Genomic DNA, 17,740 nt, shown 5'->3' with positions numbered 1-17,740 from the left:
ACTCAACGCCCGTGGCGATTCAACCATTCACCGGCCAGCACCCGTGCCCGGGCATCGGCGGCCAGTACCGCATCGAGGCTTTCGACCGCAACGGCCGCTTCAAGATTCAGCACTTCATCGATGATACGCGCGATCTCGGGAAAGCGGATGCGCCGCTCGAGAAAGGCCGCCACCGCCACTTCATTAGCCGCATTGAGCAAGGCCGGCGCACTGCCACCAACCTCTGCCGCCTGCCGCGCCAGGCGCAGACAGGGAAAACGCTGTTCATCCGGGCGCTGGAAATCCAGACGTGCGACGGCAAACAGATCCAGTGGCGCCACCCCGGAGTCGATCCGCTGCGGCCAGGCCAATGCATGGGCAATCGGCGTACGCATGTCCGGATTGCCCAACTGGGCGAGCACCGAGCCGTCGACATAATCGACCAGCGAATGGATCACGCTCTGCGGGTGAATCACCACCTCGACCTGGGCCGGCTTGGCATCGAACAGCCAGCAGGCCTCGATCAACTCCAGGCCCTTGTTCATCATGCTCGCCGAATCGACCGAGATCTTGCGCCCCATCGACCAGTTGGGATGGGCGCAGGCCTGCTCGGGACTGACCTGCTCCAGTTCGGCCAACGGCGTTTCGCGGAACGGGCCGCCGGAAGCGGTCAGCAGGATGCGCCGCACGCCGACCGCACCCAGACCGCGGGCGTAGTCGCCCGGCAGACACTGGAAGATCGCATTGTGCTCGCTGTCGATCGGCAGCAGCACCGCACCGCTGCGGCGCACGGCCTGGATAAACAGGTCGCCGGACATCACCAGCGCTTCCTTGTTGGCCAGCAGCACCTTCTTGCCCGCCTCGACTGCCGCCAGGGTCGGCTGCAAGCCAGCAGCGCCGACAATGGCGGCCATCACCGCATCCACCTCGGGATGGGCAGACACGTCGCACAGTGCCTGCGCACCCGCCAGCACCTCGGTCGGCACATCGGCGGCGCGCAACGCACGCTGCAGTGCAGCCGCCGAAACCTCATCAGGGGTTACCGCGAATTGCGGGCGATGTTTGCGGCAGAGCTGTTCCAACTCCTGCAGGCGCGAGAAACCGCTCAGGGCAAAGACCTGGTAGCGTTCGGGATGCCGGGCAATCACATCCAGGGTGCTGAGACCGATCGAACCGGTCGCCCCCAGCACCGTGATCTGCTGCGGCTGACTCACAGGGCGCCCCAGCCGGCCAGCCAGAGCAATACGGCAAACAGCGGTACGGCGGCGGTCAGGCTGTCGATGCGATCCAGCACGCCACCGTGACCGGGCAGCAGGTTGCTGCTGTCCTTGATCCCGGACTGGCGCTTGAACATGCTCTCGGTCAGATCACCAACCACCGACACCAGCACCACCAACGCAGCGCCCGCCAGCGCCAGGGCAAAGCCCTTGCCCTGCCAACCCTGCTGCAGGCCGACAGCCGTGGTGATCAGCAGGCTGGCCAGCAGCCCACCATACAGACCTTCCCAGCTCTTGCCGGGACTGACGCTCGGCGCCAGCTTGCGCTTGCCGAAAGCCTTGCCGGCGAAATAGGCGCCGATGTCGGCACCCCAAACCAATACCATCACCGCGATGATCAACATGTTCGCCTGCGGCCACTGCTTGAGCAGCACCAGACCTTGCCAGGCCGGCAGGAGGATCAGCAGGCCGATCAGCAACTTGCCAGGCAGGCCACCCCAGTAGCGACTGCTATCCGGATAGGTCAGTACCAGCAAGGTCGCCAGCGCCCACCAGAGCACCGCAGCCCCCAGCAACCAGGGCGCCAGCGCCGGGGTGAGATAAAGCAGATAGAGCAGCGCAGCGACCAGCGCGGCATAACCGACACGCAGCCCTTGCGCGGCGAAGCCAGCCAGACGCGCCCATTCCCAGGCGCCGAGAGTGACGACCGCACCAATGAACAGGGCGAACAGCCCGCCATCGAGCAAGAAGAAACCACCCAGAGCAATCGGCAGCAGAAGCAACGCCGTAATGATCCGTTGTTTGAGCATCAGTTACGCGCCTCGGCTTCTACCTGTTCGCTGGTCTTGCCGAAGCGCCGCTGGCGGGTAGAGAAATCGGCCAGCGCCTTGCGCATGGCCTCGTGTTTGAAATCCGGCCAGAACAGGTCGGAGAAATACAGCTCGGAGTACGCCAGCTGCCAGAGCAGGAAATTGCTGATGCGATGCTCGCCACCGGTGCGAATGCACAGATCCGGCAACGGCAGATCACCGGTAACCAGACAGCTCTGCAACAGCTCGGGCGTCAGATCCTCCGGCTGCAGATGACCAGCCTGTACATCACGCGCCAGGCGCTGCGCGGCCTGGGCGATATCCCACTGGCCACCATAATTGGCCGCCACCTGCAGGACGAAGCGATTTTCCCCGGCGGTGATCTGCTCGGCCTCGCGCATGGCGGCCTGCAACTCCGGATGGAAGCGCGAGCGATCACCGATGATGCGCAGACTGATGGCGTTGTCCTTGAGCTTCTTCGCCTCGCGGCGCAGAGCGCCGAGGAACAACTCCATCAGCGCCCCGACCTCTTCGGCCGGGCGTTGCCAGTTCTCACTGGAGAAGGCGAACAGGGTCAACACCTCGACCCCCGCCTCGGCGCACACCTCGATCACCGCACGCACGGCATCGACGCCGGCCTTGTGTCCAGCCACGCCAGGCAGCAGACGTTTTTTCGCCCAGCGATTGTTCCCATCCATGATGATGGCCACGTGACGCGGCACTATCGCCTGGGCTTCCTGCTTGCTCTTGACCATGGCTAGGAGACCGTCACACCGCCATCAGATCGGCTTCTTTGGCTTCCAGAGCCTTTTCCACCTCGGCGACGAACTTGTCGGTCAGCTTCTGCACCTCGTCGGAAGCGCGACGCTCTTCGTCTTCGCTGATTTCCTTTTCCTTGACCAGGTCTTTCAGCTGGGCCAGGGCATCACGACGAATATTGCGCACCGCCACCCGGGCGTTTTCCGCCTCGCCACGCGCCTGCTTGGTGAAACCCTTGCGGGTTTCTTCAGTCAGCGCGGGCATCGAGATCAGCAGCAGCTCACCCAGGTTGGTCGGATTGAAGCCCAGGCCGGAGCTCTGGATCGCCTTGTCGACGGCAGCCAGCATGCCGCGCTCGAACGCCACCACCTGCAGGGTGCGGGCATCCTTGACGGTGACGTTGGCCACCTGATTGAGCGGGGTATCAGCGCCGTAGTAAGGCACCATCACGCCACCCAGAATGCTCGGGTGCGCCTGACCGGTACGAATCCGGCTGAACGCATGGCTCAGCGACTCCAGACTCTTCTGCATGCGCTCCTGGGTGTCTTTCTTGATCTCGTTGATCATTGTGCATCCTCCTCGACCAGGGTTCCTTCGGCGCCGCCCACCACGATATTCAGCAGGGCGCCTGGCTTGTTCATGTTGAAAACCCGCAGCGGCATCTTGTGATCGCGGCACAGGCAGATGGCCGTCAGATCCATGACACCCAGCTTGCGGTCGAGCACCTCGTCATAGGTCAGACGATCGAACTTCTCGGCATTGGGGTCTTTGAAAGGATCGGCAGTGTACACGCCATCGACCTTGGTAGCCTTGAGCACGATATCGGCATCGATCTCGATCGCGCGCAGACAGGCGGCGGAATCAGTGGTGAAGAACGGATTGCCGGTACCGGCCGCAAAAATCACCACTTCGCCGGTTTTCAGGTGGCGCATGGCCTTGCGCCGGTCGTAGTGATCGGTCACGCCGACCATGGAAATTGCCGACATCACGATAGCCGGGATATTCGAGCGCTCCAGCGCATCGCGCATGGCCAGGGCGTTCATCACGGTGGCGAGCATGCCCATGTGGTCACCGGTGACCCGATCCATACCGGCCGCGGACAGCGCCGCACCACGGAACAGGTTGCCGCCACCGATCACCAGACCGACCTGCACACCAATGCCGACCAACTGGCCGACTTCCAGGGCCATGCGATCGAGAACCTTCGGATCGATACCGAAGTCTTCCGAGCCCATCAGGGCCTCGCCGCTAAGTTTGAGCAGAATGCGTTTATAGCGAGGTTGGCGACCACTCACCTGCTGAGCCATGCGTATCTCTCCTGCGGCGTTGTTTTCTAGTCGAAGCCTGGGGCTTCGTATTTTACCCGGCAGTCAGACCACTGCCCGGTGAATGGGTGCAGCGCTGGCAATTATGCCTCGCGCTTTGCAAAAGAGGCTGCACGCATAGCGGGCAGCCTCTTCGGTACGACAGTGTAGAACCGTCTTACTGCTTGCTGGCGGCAGCCACTTGAGCAGCAACTTCGTCAGCGAAGTTGTCGACCGGCTTCTCGATGCCTTCACCGACCGCGAAGCGGGTGAAGGAAACGATTTCGGCGCCGCCTTTCTTGGCCAGAGCACCGACGGTGATTTCCGGATCCTTGACGAAGGCTTGCTCAACCAGGCTGGCTTCGGCCAGGAACTTGCTGATGCGACCGGCAATCATCTTCTCGACGATTTCAGCCGGCTTGCCCTTCATCTTGTCTTCGTTCAGGGACAGGAACACGTTCTTCTCGCGCTCGATGGCCTCGGCAGAGACCTGGCTCGGCAGCAGGAATTCCGGGTTGCTGGCAGCTACGTGCATGGCGATGTCCTTGGCCAGCTCGACGCTACCGCCTTTCAGAGCCACAACTACGCCAATCTTGTTGCCGTGCAGGTAGGAACCCAGCACGTCGCCTTCAACACGGGCCAGACGGCGGATGTTGACGTTTTCACCGGTCTTGCCAACCAGCACCAGACGATCGGCTTCACGGGCTTCGATCAGCGGCTCAACGGTAGTCAGCTTGTCAGCGAAAGCCTGCTCGACGCTGGCAGCGACGAAGGCCTTGAAGTCGTCTTGCAGGGCCAGGAAGTCGGTCTGCGAGTTGACTTCCAGCAGAACGGCGGATTTACCGTCGTCCTTGACTGCGATGGCGCCTTCGGCGGCAATGTTGCCAGCCTTCTTGGCGGCCTTGATGGCACCCGAGGCGCGCATGTCGTCGATGGCTTTTTCGATGTCGCCGCCGGCCTTGGTCAAGGCCTTTTTGCAATCCATCATGCCTTCGCCAGTGCGCTCGCGCAGTTCTTTAACCAGGGCTGCAGTAATTTCTGCCATGTTCTTGATCCTCTTGAATCGGTAGTCAACCAATCAACCCGGATACCGGGTACAAATTCGTAAGTGGCAAAAAGGGGGCCTAGCCCCCTTCTTGCGCAACGGGTGACGTTAGTCGCCCGCTATCAGCCTTCGCTGGCCTCGGAGGACGCTTCTTCGACGAACTCGTCGGCGCCACCGGCAGCGTTGGTGCGACCACGGATTACGGCGTCGGCCATGGCACCCATGTACAGCTGGATGGCGCGGATGGCGTCGTCGTTACCCGGGATGATGAAGTCAACGCCTTCCGGGCTGCTGTTGGTATCGACGATGCCGATGACCGGGATGCCCAGCTTGTTGGCTTCGGTGATAGCAATGCGCTCGTGATCAACGTCGATCACGAACAGAGCGTCCGGCAGACCGCCCATGTCCTTGATACCACCCAGGCTGCGATCCAGCTTTTGCAGGTCGCGGGTGCGCATCAGGGCTTCTTTCTTGGTCAGCTTGGCGAAGGTGCCGTCCTGGGACTGGGTTTCCAGATCACGCAGGCGCTTGATCGAAGCACGGATGGTTTTGTAGTTGGTCAGCATGCCGCCCAACCAGCGGTGATCGACGTACGGCGAACCGCAACGTGCAGCTTCTTCAGCAACGATCTTGCCAGCGGAACGCTTGGTGCCCACGAACAGAATCTTGTTCTTGCCGTTAGCCAGTTTCTCAACGAAGGACAGGGCCTCGTTGAACATCGGCAGGGTCTTTTCCAAGTTGATGATGTGGATCTTGTTGCGCGCGCCGAAAATGAACTTGCCCATTTTCGGGTTCCAGTAACGGGTCTGGTGGCCGAAGTGCACACCGGCCTTCAGCATATCGCGCATATTGACTTGGGACATGATAGTTCCTTGATAAGTCGGGTTAGGCCTCCACGCATCCCGCTATCCAACCCTTGCAGGCACCCAGGATAACGTGTCGATACGTGTGCGGATTAAAGCTTTACGAGCCCACTGCCCGTAAAGCGGCGCGTTTTATACCATAGAAAGCCGCACCAAGCTAGCGCAAACAACCCCTCCAGCCCGCCGACCTGGGCCGAGCAGCAGCCCGCGCGCCCTGCCGCCGGGCGATTGCTTTCTGCTAGAATCGCCGTCTTCCCTGTTTTTGCCTTGCGCCGCCGGCGCCGAGAGAGACTGCATGACCGTCACCATCAAGACTCCCGCAGAAATCGAAAAAATGCGCATCGCCGGCCGCCTGGCCGCCGAAGTGCTGGAGATGATCGGCGAGCACGTCAAACCCGGCATCACCACCGAAGAAATCGACCGCATCTGCCACGACTATATCGTCAACGTGCAGAAGGCCATCCCGGCGCCACTCAACTATGGCGCCGCACCGGGCCGCCCAGGCTTCCCCAAGTCGATCTGCACCTCGCTCAACCATGTGGTCTGCCACGGCATCCCCAACGAGAAGCCGCTGAAAGACGGCGACGTGCTGAACATCGACGTTACCGTGATCAAGGATGGCTACCACGGCGACACCAGCAAGATGTTCATGGTCGGCAAGGTTCCCGAGTGGGCGGTCAAGCTGGCTCAGGTCACCCAGGAGTCAATGTACAAGGGCATCCAGCTGGTCAAGCCGGGCGCGCGCCTGGGCGACATCGGCGAAGTGATCCAGAAACACGCCGAAAAGCATGGTTTCAGCGTGGTGCGCGAGTACTGCGGCCACGGCATCGGCGCCGTTTTCCATGAAGAACCACAGGTGCTGCACTACGGCCGCGCCGGCACCGGCATGGAACTCAAGGAAGGCATGACCTTCACCATCGAGCCGATGATCAACCAGGGCCGCGCGGAAACCCGCCTGCTCGGCGACGGCTGGACCGCCATCACCAAGGACCGCAAGCTCTCCGCCCAATGGGAGCACACCATCCTGGTCACCGCCGACGGCTACGAGATTCTCACCCTGCGCAGCGACGATACCCTGCCGCGCACTTCCGCCTGAGCCCACACATATATAGAGAGAAGGTAGGCACGCATGCCGCAGATGGACCCGGAGTTGTTTGATCGCGGCCAGTTCCAGGCAGAACTGGCGCTCAAGTCCAGCCCCATCGCCGCCTTCAAGAAAGCCCTCAAGCAGGCCCGCGAAGTGCTCGACGGGCGATTCCGCGAAGGCCGCGACATCCGCCGCCTGGTCGAGGACCGCGCCTGGTTCGTCGACCAGATCCTGCAGGAGGCCTGGAAGCGCTTCGACTGGAGCGAGGACGCCGACATCGCCCTGCTGGCGGTCGGCGGCTACGGTCGCGGCGAGCTGCACCCCAACTCCGACATCGACCTGCTGATCCTGCTCGACAGCGCCGACCACGAAGTCTTCCGCAACCCCATCGAAGGCTTCCTCACCCTGCTCTGGGACATCGGCCTGGAAGTCGGCCAGAGTGTGCGCAGCGTCGACGAATGCGCCGAGGAGGCTCGCGCCGACCTGACGGTGATCACCAACCTGATGGAAAGCCGCACCATCGCCGGCCCCGAACGCCTGCGCCTGCGCATGCAGGAGGTCACCAGCAGCACGCAGATGTGGCCGAGCAAGCACTTCTTCCTGGCCAAGCGCAAGGAACAACAAGCCCGCCACCGCAAGTACAACGACACCGAATACAACCTCGAGCCCAACGTGAAGGGCTCGCCCGGCGGCCTGCGCGACATCCAGACCATCCTCTGGGTCGCCCGTCGCCAGCTCGCCACCCTCAACCTGCACTCACTGGTCAAGGAAGGCTTCCTGGTCGACAGCGAGTACAGCATGCTCGCCGCCAGCCAGGAGTTCCTGTGGAAGGTGCGCTACGCCCTGCACATGCTCGCCGGCCGCGCCGAAGACCGCCTGCTGTTCGACCACCAGCGCAAGATCGCCGCCCTGCTCGGCTTCGAAGACGGCGACGGCAGGATGGCCGTCGAGCGCTTCATGCAGAAGTACTACCGGGTGGTGATGGGCGTCGCCGAGCTGAGCGAGCTGATCAACCAGCATTTCGAGGAAGTCATCCTGCGCGCTGGCGAATGCGGCACGGCACAGCCACTGAACAGCCGCTTCCAGCTGCGCGACGGCTATATCGAAGTGACCAGCCCGGGGGTGTTCAAACGCACGCCGTTCGCCATCCTCGAAGTCTTCGCGCTGATGGCCCAGCACCCCGAGATCAAGGGCGTGCGCGCCGATACCATTCGCTTGCTGCGCGACAGCCGCCACCTGATCGACGACGACTTCCGCCGCGACATCCGCAACACCAGCCTGTTCATCGAGCTGTTCAAGTCGCCCCAGGGCATCCACCGCAACCTGCGACGGATGAACCGCTACGGCATCCTCGGCCGCTACCTGCCGGAGTTCGGCCTGATCGTCGGACAGATGCAGCACGACCTGTTCCACATCTATACGGTCGATGCGCACACGCTGAACCTGATCAAGCACCTGCGCAAACTCAAGTGGCCGGAGCTGGCGGAGAAATTCCCGCTGGCCAGCAAGGTCATTGGCAAGCTGCCCAAGCCCGAGCTGATCTACCTCGCCGGCCTCTACCACGACATCGGCAAGGGCCGTGGCGGCGACCATTCGGAACTGGGCGCGGTGGATGCCGAAGCCTTCTGCGTGCGCCACCAGCTGCCGACCTGGGACACCCGCCTGATCACCTGGCTGGTGCAGAACCACCTGGTGATGTCGACCACTGCCCAGCGCAAGGACCTCTCCGACCCGCAGGTAATCTTCGACTTCGCCCAACTGGTCGGCGACCAGACCCGCCTCGACTACCTCTACGTGCTGACCGTGGCCGACATCAACGCCACCAACCCCAGCCTGTGGAACTCCTGGCGCGCCAGCCTGCTGCGCCAGCTCTACACCGAGACCAAGCGCGCCCTGCGCCGCGGCCTGGAGAACCCGCTGGACCGTGAGGAACAGATCCGCCAGACGCAGAGCTCGGCGATCGACATCCTGGTCCGCGGCGGCATCGACCAGGACGACGCCGAGCAACTGTGGAGCCAGCTCGGCGACGACTACTTCCTGCGCCACGCTGCCGCCGATGTGGCCTGGCACACCGAGGCCATCCTCCAGCACCCGGCCGGCAACGACCCCCTGGTGCTGATCAAGGAAACCGCCCAGCGCGAGTTCGAGGGCGCCACCCAGATCTTCATCTACGCCCCGGACCAGCACGACTTCTTCGCCGTGACCGTGGCCGCCATGGACCAGCTCAACCTGAACATCCATGACGCCCGGGTGATCACCTCCACCAGCCAGTTCACCCTCGACACCTATATCGTTCTGGATACCGAGGGCGGGCGCATTGGCGACAACCCGGCGCGGATCAAGCAGATCCGCGAAGGCCTGATCGGCGCGCTGAAGAACCCGGATGACTACCCGAACATCATCCAGCGCCGGGTGCCGCGCCAGCTCAAGCACTTCGCTTTCGCCCCGCAGGTGAGCATCCACAACGATGCGCAGCGCCCGGTGACGGTGATCGAGCTGACTGCCCCGGACCGCCCCGGCCTGCTGGCACGTATCGGCAAGATCTTCCTGGACTTCGACCTGTCGTTGCAGAACGCCAAGATCGCCACCCTGGGCGAGCGCGTGGAAGACATCTTCTTCATCACCGACGCGCACAACCAGCCACTGGCCGACCCCGAACTGTGCGCCCACCTGCAGGACGCCATCGTCCAGCAACTGTCGCAGGCCAACGGTGAAGCCCAGACCACCGGCGCCATCCGCATCTGACCTGGGCCGCACGGCCCGCCCCGCGCAAGTAAAGAGACGTTATGAACCACGCCCTGACCCAGCTGCAGCCCTACCCCTTCGAGAAACTGCGCGCCCTGCTCGCCGGCGCCCAGCCACCGGCAGACAAGCGCCCGATCGCCCTGTCCATCGGCGAACCCAAGCACAAGTCGCCGGCCTTCGTCGCCGAGGCACTGAGCGCCAACCTCGAACAGCTGGCCGTCTACCCGACCACTTTGGGCATCCCGGCCCTGCGCGAAGCCATCGCCGCCTGGTGCGAACGCCGCTTCAAGGTGCCCGCCGGCTGGCTGGATGCCGCGCGCCACGTGCTGCCGGTCAACGGCACGCGCGAGGCGCTGTTTGCCTTCACCCAGACCGTGGTGCAGCGTGATGTCGGCGGCTTAGTGGTCAGCCCCAACCCGTTCTACCAGATCTACGAAGGCGCGGCCCTGCTCGCCGGCGCCACCCCGCATTACCTGTCGTGCCTGGAAGACAATGGTTTCAATCCGGACTTCGACGCCGTACCGGCCGCTGTCTGGCAGCGCTGCCAGATTCTCTTCCTCTGCTCGCCCGGCAACCCCACCGGCGCCCTGGTGCCGCTGGAACAGCTGAATAAGCTGATCGCCCTGGCCGATGAGCATGATTTCGTGATCGCCGCCGACGAGTGCTACAGCGAGCTGTACTTCGACGAGGACAACCCGCCACCGGGCCTGCTCAGCGCTTGCGCCGAACTGGGCCGCAGCGATTTCAAGCGCTGCGTGGTGTTCCACAGCCTGTCCAAGCGCTCCAACCTGCCAGGCCTGCGCTCAGGCTTCGTGGCTGGCGACGCCGACATCCTCAAAGCCTTCCTGCTGTACCGCACCTACCACGGCTGCGCCATGCCGGTGCAGACCCAGCTGGCCAGTGTCGCCGCCTGGAACGACGAAGCCCACGTACGCGCCAACCGCGACCTGTACCGCGAGAAGTTCGCCGCCATGCTCGACATCCTCGGCCCGGTGCTCGACGTGCAACGCCCCGACGGCGGTTTCTACCTGTGGGCCAAGACGCCGGGCGACGACAGCCAGTTCACCCGCGAACTGTTCGCCCAGCAGCACGTCACCGTGGTGCCCGGCTCCTACCTGTCACGCGAGGTGAACGGCGACAACCCGGGCGCCGGGCGCGTGCGCATGGCCCTGGTCGCACCGCTGGCCGAGTGCGTGGAAGCCGCCGAGCGCATTCGCCAGTTCATCCGCGGCTGACTACTTGGGCTGGTGGCCGACCTTGATGTCATGGAAGGTCACCCGCCCACCCTCGGTAGTCGGACCCTGGTTGTCCGGGATGTAGTTGCCGGTCTTGAAGTAGAAAGCCTTCTTCGCCCAGGCGCTATTGACCGTGGTGCTGTATTGCATGCCGGCAACATTCACATCCAGGCGACCGCTCGGCGAAACCTTGAAGGAATAGTCGAAGGCAGTGTTGAGCGGCATGCTCTTGTAGGTCAGCACCACCGGGCTGGCACTGTCCGTCGGCTTCTTGCGCAGGGTGACGTCTAGGTAGCCGACACCCCGATCCAGGCGATAACTCAGTTTGAGGAAGGGGTAGGGATTATCCTTGGCATGAATCTGCCCGACGATCACCCCGCCCACGGACGGCAGCTGGTTCACCTCCAACCGCGCGCTGAGGGTGGCAGTACCTTCGGTGTACAGCCAATTGCGTGGCTTGCCATCGGCATAAGCCTCACGCAGCTCGGTACGCGGGTAGTCGCTGAGGTTGGTACTGGTACCGCTGACCGGGGCCCAGAACTGGATGGAGCCGCCCGCAGGCTTGAAATACTGGTCGTTGTAACCTGCCACCAGCTGCGGGCTTTCAATGACGATAACGGGGTTACCTTCCGGGATCGACAGATCCCAATAGCTAAGATCAATCATGGCGTGCACCTCTCTACTTCGCACCTCGCGCAGGATAGAGAGGCAACGCCTGGCTAATTTTCGACCAGGTCTCATATTGAGCCGCCGTTCGTCTGACGCCATATTTCAGGCGAATCACTGAAAGCAGCCTGAAAACGGCCGAAAGCAGCCGGGCGTGGCATAATTGCCGGCTGATTGCACCGAACGTTCAATCGCTTGCGGAGAGCGCGCAGAGTGAGCAAAACCAGCGAAAGCCTGTACCTGTATGGCATCAAGGCCTGTGACACGATGAAGAAAGCCCGCACCTGGCTCGACGAGCAGGGCGCCATCTATGCCTTCCATGACTACAAGGTCGCCGGTATCGACCGCGCCCGCCTGCAGCAGTGGTGCGCCGAGCACGGCTGGCAAACCGTGCTGAACCGCGCCGGCACCACCTTCCGTAAACTCGACGAGGCGCAGAAGAGTGATCTCGATGAAGCGCGCGCCATCGAACTGATGCTGGCCCAGCCTTCGATGATCAAGCGCCCGGTGCTCGACCTCGGTGACAAGACCCTGGTCGGCTTCAAGCCCGAGCTGTACGCCGCCGCACTGAACTGAGCCACCCACGAATTCGCCTGGCTGCTGATGCGCCGGCCTGATCCAACCTAATTCAGCAAGAGGAATTGCCATGTCTACCCAACTGTTCAGCATCGCCTTCGGTGTCGGCACCCAGAACCGCCAAGGCAGCTGGCTGGAAATCTTCTACGCCCAGCCGCTGCTGCACCCGGCCGCCGCCCTGTCCGACAAGGTCGCGCAGAAGCTCGGCTACACCGGCGGCAACCAGGCCATCGCCTTCACCACCCAGCAGGCGGGCGAGCTGGCCGAAGCCCTGAAAGGCATCGATGCCACCCAGGCCGCCCTGCTCACCCGCCTGGCCGAAAGCCACAAGCCGCTGGTGGCAACCTTCCTCGATGCCGACATCGCCCTGACCAGCACCCCCGAGGCCTACCTCAAGTTGCACCTGCTGTCGCACCGCCTGGTCAAGCCGCATGGCCTGAACCTGACCGGCATCTTCCCGCTGCTGCCAAACGTGGCCTGGACCAGCCAGGGCGCCGTCGACCTGAGTGAGCTGGCCGAGCGCCAGCTGGAAGCGCGCCTGAAGGGCGAGTTGCTGGAAGTGTTCTCGGTTGACAAGTTCCCGAAAATGACCGACTACGTGGTGCCGGCCGGCGTGCGTATCGCCGACAGCGCCCGCGTGCGCCTGGGCGCCTACATCGGCGAAGGCACCACGGTGATGCACGAAGGTTTCGTCAACTTCAACGCCGGCACCGCCGGCCCGGGCATGATCGAAGGCCGCGTCTCCGCTGGCGTATTCGTCGGCAAGGGCTCGGACCTGGGTGGCGGCTGCTCGACCATGGGCACCCTGTCCGGTGGCGGCAACATCATCATCAGCGTCGGCGAAGGCTGCCTGATCGGCGCCAACGCCGGTATCGGCATCCCGCTGGGTGATCGCAGCACCGTGGAGTCCGGCCTGTACATCACCGCCGGCACCAAGGTCGCCCTGCTCGACGAGCAGAACAATCTGGTCCAGGTGATCAAGGCCCGCGAGCTGGCTGGCCAGCCGGACCTGCTGTTCCGCCGCAACTCGCAGAGCGGTGCGGTGGAGTGCAAGACCAACAAGACCGCGATCGAACTCAACGAGGCGCTGCACGCCCACAACTGAAAATCGGGCTGAAGCTGCTGCGCTAGGCCATTCGGCGTTGAAATCAGGCTCAGGCTGCTCATTTACACTCAGTAAACTCCGCGCCCTCGCCTGATTTCGCCTTGCCTGGCCGTCGCTCGCAACGCTTCAGCTCCGATTTTCGGCCGCGTGATAGTGAACAGGCCGGGCTCATGCCCGGCCTGTCTATTTATACTCAGCAGACATTCCTGCGGTGCCAAAGCCCATGTCACTGACTTCCCCCTGGCGCGCCGACTTCCCCGGCATCTTGGCCCTCGACAACCAAGGCCAGACCTATCTGGACAGCGCCGCCACCGCGCAGAAGCCACAGGCCATGCTCGACAGCCTGCTGGGTTACTACGCCAGCGGCGCAGCCAACGTGCACCGCGCCCAGCACCTACCGGGCGAACGCGCCACGCGCGCCTTCGAGACCAGCCGGGGCAAGGTGGCGCACTGGCTGAATGCACCCAGCAGCGAGGAGATCCTCTTCACCCGCGGCACCACTGAATCCCTCAATCTGCTGGCCTATGGCCTGGAACACCTGCTACAGCCCGGCGACGAAATCGTCGTGAGCGCCCTGGAGCACCACGCCAACCTGCTGCCCTGGCAGCAACTGGCGCTGCGCCGCGGCCTCAAGCTGGTGATCCTGCCGCTGGATAACAGCGGGCAGATCGACCTGGCGCAGGCCGCCACGCTGATCGGCCCACGCACCCGCCTGCTGGCCGTATCGCAGCTGTCCAACGTGCTGGGCTGCTGGCAACCGGTGCGCGAACTGCTCGCCCTGGCCCAGGCGCAAGGCGCGCTAAGCGTGGTCGATGGCGCCCAGGGCGTGGTGCATGGGCGGCATGACGTGCAGGCGCTGGGCTGCGACTTCTACGTATGCTCCAGCCACAAGCTATATGGCCCGGACGGCGTCGGCCTGCTCTACGGGCGCAGCACGGCCCTGGCGCAACTGCGCCACTGGCAGTTCGGCGGCGAAATGGTCCTGGACGCCGACTACCAGCACGCCCGTTTCCGCCCGGCGCCGCTAGGTTTCGAGGCCGGCACCCCGGCGATATCCAGCGTGATCGCCCTCGGCGCCAGCCTGGATTACCTGGCCGGGCTGGATCAGGCGGCCGTGGCCGGCCATGAGGCAGCCCTGCACGCAAGATTGCTGGCCGGTCTGAGCACCCGTGACGGCATCCAGCTGCTCGGTGAGCCGCAGGCAGCCCTGGCCAGTTTCACCGTGGCCGAGGTGCACAGCGCCGACCTCGCCCACCTGCTGACCGAGCAAGGCATCGCCGTGCGCGCCGGTCATCACTGCGCCATGCCGCTGCTGAAAAGCCTCGGCCTGCCCGGAGCGATCCGCGTGTCACTCGGTCTGTACAACGATGACGATGATCTGGCGCGCTTCTTCGTCGCCCTGGACAAGGCCCTGGAGCTGCTGCGATGAGCCTGCCGGACAGCGCCCGCGAGGCGCTCGACGTTTTTGGCCAATGCCCCGGCTGGGAACAGCGCGCGCGCCTGCTGATGCAGTGGGGCGAACGCCTGGCGCCGCTGAGCGAAGAGGAAAAGCAGGAAGCCAACCGGGTATCGGGCTGCGAAAGTCAGGTCTGGCTGGTCGGTGCAGCGCAGGAGAGTCGCTGGCAGTTCCGCGCGACCAGCGATGCACGGCTGATTCGTGGCCTGCTGGCCGTACTGCTGGCGCGGGTCGACGGACTCTCGGCAGCCGAGCTGGAAGCCCTCGACCTGGCCGACTGGTTCAAGCAGCTGGGCTTGGCCCGCCAGCTCTCACCCTCACGCAGCAACGGTCTGATTGCCGTGCTGCAGCGCATGCGCGAGCTGACCCAGACGTAGGGTGGATCGCGCTTCATCGATCCACCAAGCGAGCTAATGGTGGATGAACACGGCTCCATCCATCCTGTAGGAGCCAGCTTGCTGGCGATAGGCAGACAGCGTCCCGCTGATCGCCAGCAAGCTGGCTCCTACAAAAGCTTGTGCTGAATAACAGTATCTACTGCGCCTCAACCGCGCTGGCGCTGAGTCAGGCCACGGAGGAAGTTGCGCAGCACCTGATCGCCGCACAGACGGAAGTTCTTGTGCCCCGGCTTGCGGAACAGCGCGCTCAACTCGGCCTTGGTCATCGGCAGGTCGGCGGCCTGGAGGATGGCGTGCATGTCGTCGTCCTTCAGCTCGAAGGCCACGCGCAGCTTCTTCAGGATGGTGTTGTTGGTCAGGCGCTTCTCCACCGGCAGGGCCGGGCGGCTGTCATCCTTGCCGCGCTTGAAGAACACCAGACCATCGAGGAAATGCGCCAGCATCTCGTCGCGGCAGGGCACAAAACCCTCTTCCTCTTCCTTCAGCAGGTAGGCGGCGACATCGGCCTCGCTCAGCGAGTAGTCGGCCAGCTGGCAGATTTCAACCAGTTTGGCGTCACTGACATCCAGCAGGTAGCGCAGGCTGCGCAGCACATCGTTGTTGATCATCGGTACATCTCGTAAGGCCCGGCAGACGCGGGAAAGGCGCGATTATACGGGTAGCCGACCGGCCACACGGCAGATAAAAGCGCAGCCCTGCTGCCAAAGGCAGTTTTTCCTCAGTCGCGCGGTGCCAGCAACGTCGGCATCCAGCTATCCGGATCACCGCTATACAGCGCCCGCTGCAGAGCCTGCAGCTCGCCACGCTCGGCAAAACGCCTGAGGCTTTCGTTGAAACGGCGCATCACCGCCAGGGACGCCGGATCATCCTTGCGAAACAGCAGGCGCAACGGCTCGGTATTCAACTGGCGCGGATGGTGGGTAATGCTCGCCAGCTCGGCGGCAGAAAAGTGCTGGCGCAACATGCTGTAACCCACCGCCCGATCCTGCGGGTGCAGGTCGATGCGACCCAGTTCCAGTAGGCGAAAATTGGTGTCTTCCTTGCTGTTCTGCAGCGCTTGCAAGCTGCCCGCCTGCAACGCCGCATCGAACTGCGGGCCGTAGGAGTAGCCCAGGGTAGTACCGATGCGAAAAGGCCGCAGGTCATCGAGGTCACGCCAGTCGAACGACAGATCCTTGCGGTGGAACAGGACGATTTCGCCCTGCACCAGCGGCTCGCTGCACACCCCGTACTGCAGGCGCTTGGGCGTGCAGCTGTAGGGCATGATGGCGTCAAGCTCGCCATGCTGGAGCATCAGCACATTGCGATCCCAGGGATAGAACAGGTATTCGACCCGGTAACCGGCCTCGGCGAACACGGCACCGACCAGACGACCGAGGGCGCCGCCATCCTCTCGCTGCTGATCGACATAAGGCGCCCAGTCGCCGGTGCCGATGCGCACGGTCTGCTGCGCCTGTGCGGCACTTACAGGCAGCAGCAGGCAGATCAGCGCAAGCCAGGTTTTCAGACACATGCAGCGCAATTGATTGGCACCTCGGGCACACATCTCGACGCTGTCCCTGGCGGCAGATCTATCTCCCTGTCCGTTGTTTCAGCTTAGCCGAGCGCAGCTATCAGTCAGGCTGTCGGCGCTCCGCTGGTCGCCTGGCACCAGCCACCAGCTTGTCGATGATTTTCGCCGCCGCGACCATGCCGAAACTGGCCGTGACCATCATCGCCGAGCCGAAGCCGCCGGCGCAGTCCAGGCGGGTGCCGTCGCCAGGCATGACCTTGCTCAGGCACACGCTGCCATCGGGCAACGGGTAGCGCAGCTGCTCGCGCGAGTACACGCAGGTGATGCTGTAAGTGCGCCCTGGGGTACGCGAGAAGTTGTAGTCGCGACGCAGCAGCGAGCGCACCTTGGCGATCAGCGGGTCATTGACAGTCTTGTTGAGGTCGGCGATCTCGATCTTGGTCGGGTCGACCTGGCCGCCAGCACCGCCGGTGGCGACGATCTGGATCTTGCGCCGCTTGCACCAGGAGATCAGCGCCGCCTTGGCCGTGACGCTGTCGATGCAGTCGATCACCGCGTCCAGCTCCTCGGTGATGCACTCGGCCATGTTCTCGCGGGTGACGAAGTCGGCTACTGCATGCACCAAGCAGGCCGGATTGATGGCGCGGATGCGCTCGGCCATGACCTCGACCTTGGCCTTGCCCACCGCACCGCTGAGGGCATGTACCTGGCGATTGGTGTTGGTGATGCAGACATCGTCCAGGTCGAACAGGGAAATCTCGCCCACCCCCGAACGGGCCAGCGCCTCGGCCGCCCAGGAACCCACGCCGCCAATGCCGACCACCGCCACATGCGCCGCCTGCAGACGCTGCAAGCCCTCTACGCCATAGAGCCGGGCAATGCCGCCGAAACGCTGATCATCTGTTGCCATACCGCCACCCTCGAAAACCGGCCGGCATTATAGGGGCCTGCGGCGCCGGACTCACCCTGCGGTGATCGGAAAC

At 63.6% G+C, this 17,740-nt stretch carries 18 protein-coding genes; 7 read left to right on the top strand and 11 right to left on the bottom strand.

Annotated elements, in window-relative coordinates; genetic code table 11:
- Positions 1 to 2: 2 nt before the first annotated feature.
- The 7 genes from ispC to rpsB all read right to left on the bottom strand — a co-directional run bounded on the left by ispC (position 3) and on the right by rpsB (position 5,976).
- Positions 3 to 1,193 carry a 1-deoxy-D-xylulose-5-phosphate reductoisomerase gene (gene ispC, locus LRS11_RS11655; RefSeq protein ID WP_260493159.1) on the bottom strand — a complete coding sequence of 397 codons (1,191 nt, stop codon included), beginning with the start codon at positions 1,191 to 1,193 and terminating at the stop codon, positions 3 to 5.
- Complete coding sequence (locus tag LRS11_RS11650) at positions 1,190 to 2,005, bottom strand: phosphatidate cytidylyltransferase (protein WP_260493158.1); 816 nt, start codon at positions 2,003 to 2,005, stop codon at positions 1,190 to 1,192. The genes ispC and LRS11_RS11650 overlap by 4 nt, the downstream gene beginning before the upstream one ends.
- Complete coding sequence (gene uppS / locus LRS11_RS11645) at positions 2,005 to 2,760, bottom strand: polyprenyl diphosphate synthase (protein ID WP_260493157.1); 756 nt, start codon at positions 2,758 to 2,760, stop codon at positions 2,005 to 2,007. The genes LRS11_RS11650 and uppS overlap by 1 nt, the downstream gene beginning before the upstream one ends.
- A 13-nt stretch (positions 2,761 to 2,773) precedes the next feature.
- Positions 2,774 to 3,331 (bottom strand): ribosome recycling factor, encoded by a 558-nt coding sequence (frr, locus tag LRS11_RS11640; protein WP_173204180.1) that lies wholly within the window; start codon positions 3,329 to 3,331, stop codon positions 2,774 to 2,776.
- A complete protein-coding gene (gene pyrH / locus LRS11_RS11635; RefSeq protein WP_260493156.1) occupies positions 3,328 to 4,071 on the bottom strand; it encodes a UMP kinase in 744 nt (247 codons plus the stop codon). The genes frr and pyrH overlap by 4 nt, the downstream gene beginning before the upstream one ends.
- A 175-nt stretch (positions 4,072 to 4,246) precedes the next feature.
- Positions 4,247 to 5,113 (bottom strand): translation elongation factor Ts, encoded by an 867-nt coding sequence (gene tsf / locus LRS11_RS11630; RefSeq protein WP_173204175.1) that lies wholly within the window; start codon positions 5,111 to 5,113, stop codon positions 4,247 to 4,249.
- 122 nt (positions 5,114 to 5,235) lie between these two features.
- Positions 5,236 to 5,976, bottom strand: a complete 741-nt coding sequence (gene rpsB, locus LRS11_RS11625; protein WP_260493155.1) for a 30S ribosomal protein S2 — start codon at positions 5,974 to 5,976, stop codon at positions 5,236 to 5,238.
- A 295-nt stretch (positions 5,977 to 6,271) separates the two neighbouring features.
- On the opposite strand from rpsB, the gene map reads away from it, so the two are divergent.
- Genes map through dapC form a run of 3 tightly spaced genes read left to right on the top strand, consistent with a single transcriptional unit; the run spans position 6,272 to position 11,043 of the window.
- Positions 6,272 to 7,072, top strand: a complete 801-nt coding sequence (map, locus tag LRS11_RS11620; RefSeq protein ID WP_260493154.1) for a type I methionyl aminopeptidase — start codon at positions 6,272 to 6,274, stop codon at positions 7,070 to 7,072.
- 33 nt (positions 7,073 to 7,105) lie between these two features.
- Positions 7,106 to 9,808, top strand: coding sequence for a [protein-PII] uridylyltransferase (locus LRS11_RS11615; protein ID WP_260493153.1), 2,703 nt, complete (start codon positions 7,106 to 7,108; stop codon positions 9,806 to 9,808).
- A gap of 41 nt (positions 9,809 to 9,849) precedes the next feature.
- A complete protein-coding gene (dapC, locus tag LRS11_RS11610) occupies positions 9,850 to 11,043 on the top strand; it encodes a succinyldiaminopimelate transaminase (RefSeq protein ID WP_260493152.1) in 1,194 nt (397 codons plus the stop codon).
- Here dapC and LRS11_RS11605 read toward each other — a convergent pair whose 3' ends face one another.
- Positions 11,044 to 11,709, bottom strand: a complete 666-nt coding sequence (locus LRS11_RS11605) for a polysaccharide lyase family 7 protein (RefSeq protein ID WP_260493151.1) — start codon at positions 11,707 to 11,709, stop codon at positions 11,044 to 11,046. It lies immediately after the preceding gene.
- A 234-nt stretch (positions 11,710 to 11,943) separates the two neighbouring features.
- On the opposite strand from LRS11_RS11605, the gene LRS11_RS11600 reads away from it, so the two are divergent.
- The 4 genes from LRS11_RS11600 (at position 11,944) to LRS11_RS11585 (ending at position 15,223) form a co-directional block, all read left to right on the top strand.
- The gene (locus LRS11_RS11600; RefSeq protein WP_260496905.1) at positions 11,944 to 12,285 is read left to right on the top strand and encodes an ArsC family reductase; all 342 of its coding nucleotides are present in this window, start codon (positions 11,944 to 11,946) and stop codon (positions 12,283 to 12,285) included.
- A gap of 70 nt (positions 12,286 to 12,355) precedes the next feature.
- Positions 12,356 to 13,390, top strand: coding sequence for a 2,3,4,5-tetrahydropyridine-2,6-dicarboxylate N-succinyltransferase (gene dapD / locus LRS11_RS11595; RefSeq protein ID WP_260493150.1), 1,035 nt, complete (start codon positions 12,356 to 12,358; stop codon positions 13,388 to 13,390).
- Between the two features lie 223 nt (positions 13,391 to 13,613).
- The gene (locus LRS11_RS11590) at positions 13,614 to 14,819 is read left to right on the top strand and encodes an aminotransferase class V-fold PLP-dependent enzyme (RefSeq protein ID WP_260493149.1); all 1,206 of its coding nucleotides are present in this window, start codon (positions 13,614 to 13,616) and stop codon (positions 14,817 to 14,819) included.
- The gene (locus LRS11_RS11585) at positions 14,816 to 15,223 is read left to right on the top strand and encodes a SufE family protein (RefSeq protein ID WP_260493148.1); all 408 of its coding nucleotides are present in this window, start codon (positions 14,816 to 14,818) and stop codon (positions 15,221 to 15,223) included. The genes LRS11_RS11590 and LRS11_RS11585 overlap by 4 nt, the downstream gene beginning before the upstream one ends.
- A 167-nt stretch (positions 15,224 to 15,390) precedes the next feature.
- On the opposite strand, the gene LRS11_RS11580 is transcribed toward LRS11_RS11585, so the two are convergent.
- The 3 genes from LRS11_RS11580 to tcdA form a co-directional block, all read right to left on the bottom strand.
- Positions 15,391 to 15,852: a DUF1456 family protein gene (locus tag LRS11_RS11580; protein ID WP_260493147.1), complete on the bottom strand. Its 462-nt coding sequence runs from the start codon at positions 15,850 to 15,852 to the stop codon at positions 15,391 to 15,393.
- A 110-nt stretch (positions 15,853 to 15,962) separates the two neighbouring features.
- On the bottom strand, positions 15,963 to 16,757 hold the full coding sequence (locus LRS11_RS11575; protein ID WP_260493146.1) for an ABC transporter substrate-binding protein: 795 nt from the start codon (positions 16,755 to 16,757) through the stop codon (positions 15,963 to 15,965).
- Positions 16,758 to 16,857: 100 nt separating this feature from the next.
- A complete protein-coding gene (gene tcdA, locus LRS11_RS11570; RefSeq protein WP_260493145.1) occupies positions 16,858 to 17,667 on the bottom strand; it encodes a tRNA cyclic N6-threonylcarbamoyladenosine(37) synthase TcdA in 810 nt (269 codons plus the stop codon).
- Positions 17,668 to 17,740: the final 73 nt, after the last annotated feature.

The sequence above is a fragment of the Pseudomonas sp. J452 genome, from assembly GCF_024666525.1.
Lineage (GTDB): Bacteria > Pseudomonadota > Gammaproteobacteria > Pseudomonadales > Pseudomonadaceae > Aquipseudomonas.
The sequence above is the reverse complement of the archived record's forward strand: the minus strand, read 5'-3'. Positions and strand labels throughout refer to the sequence as shown.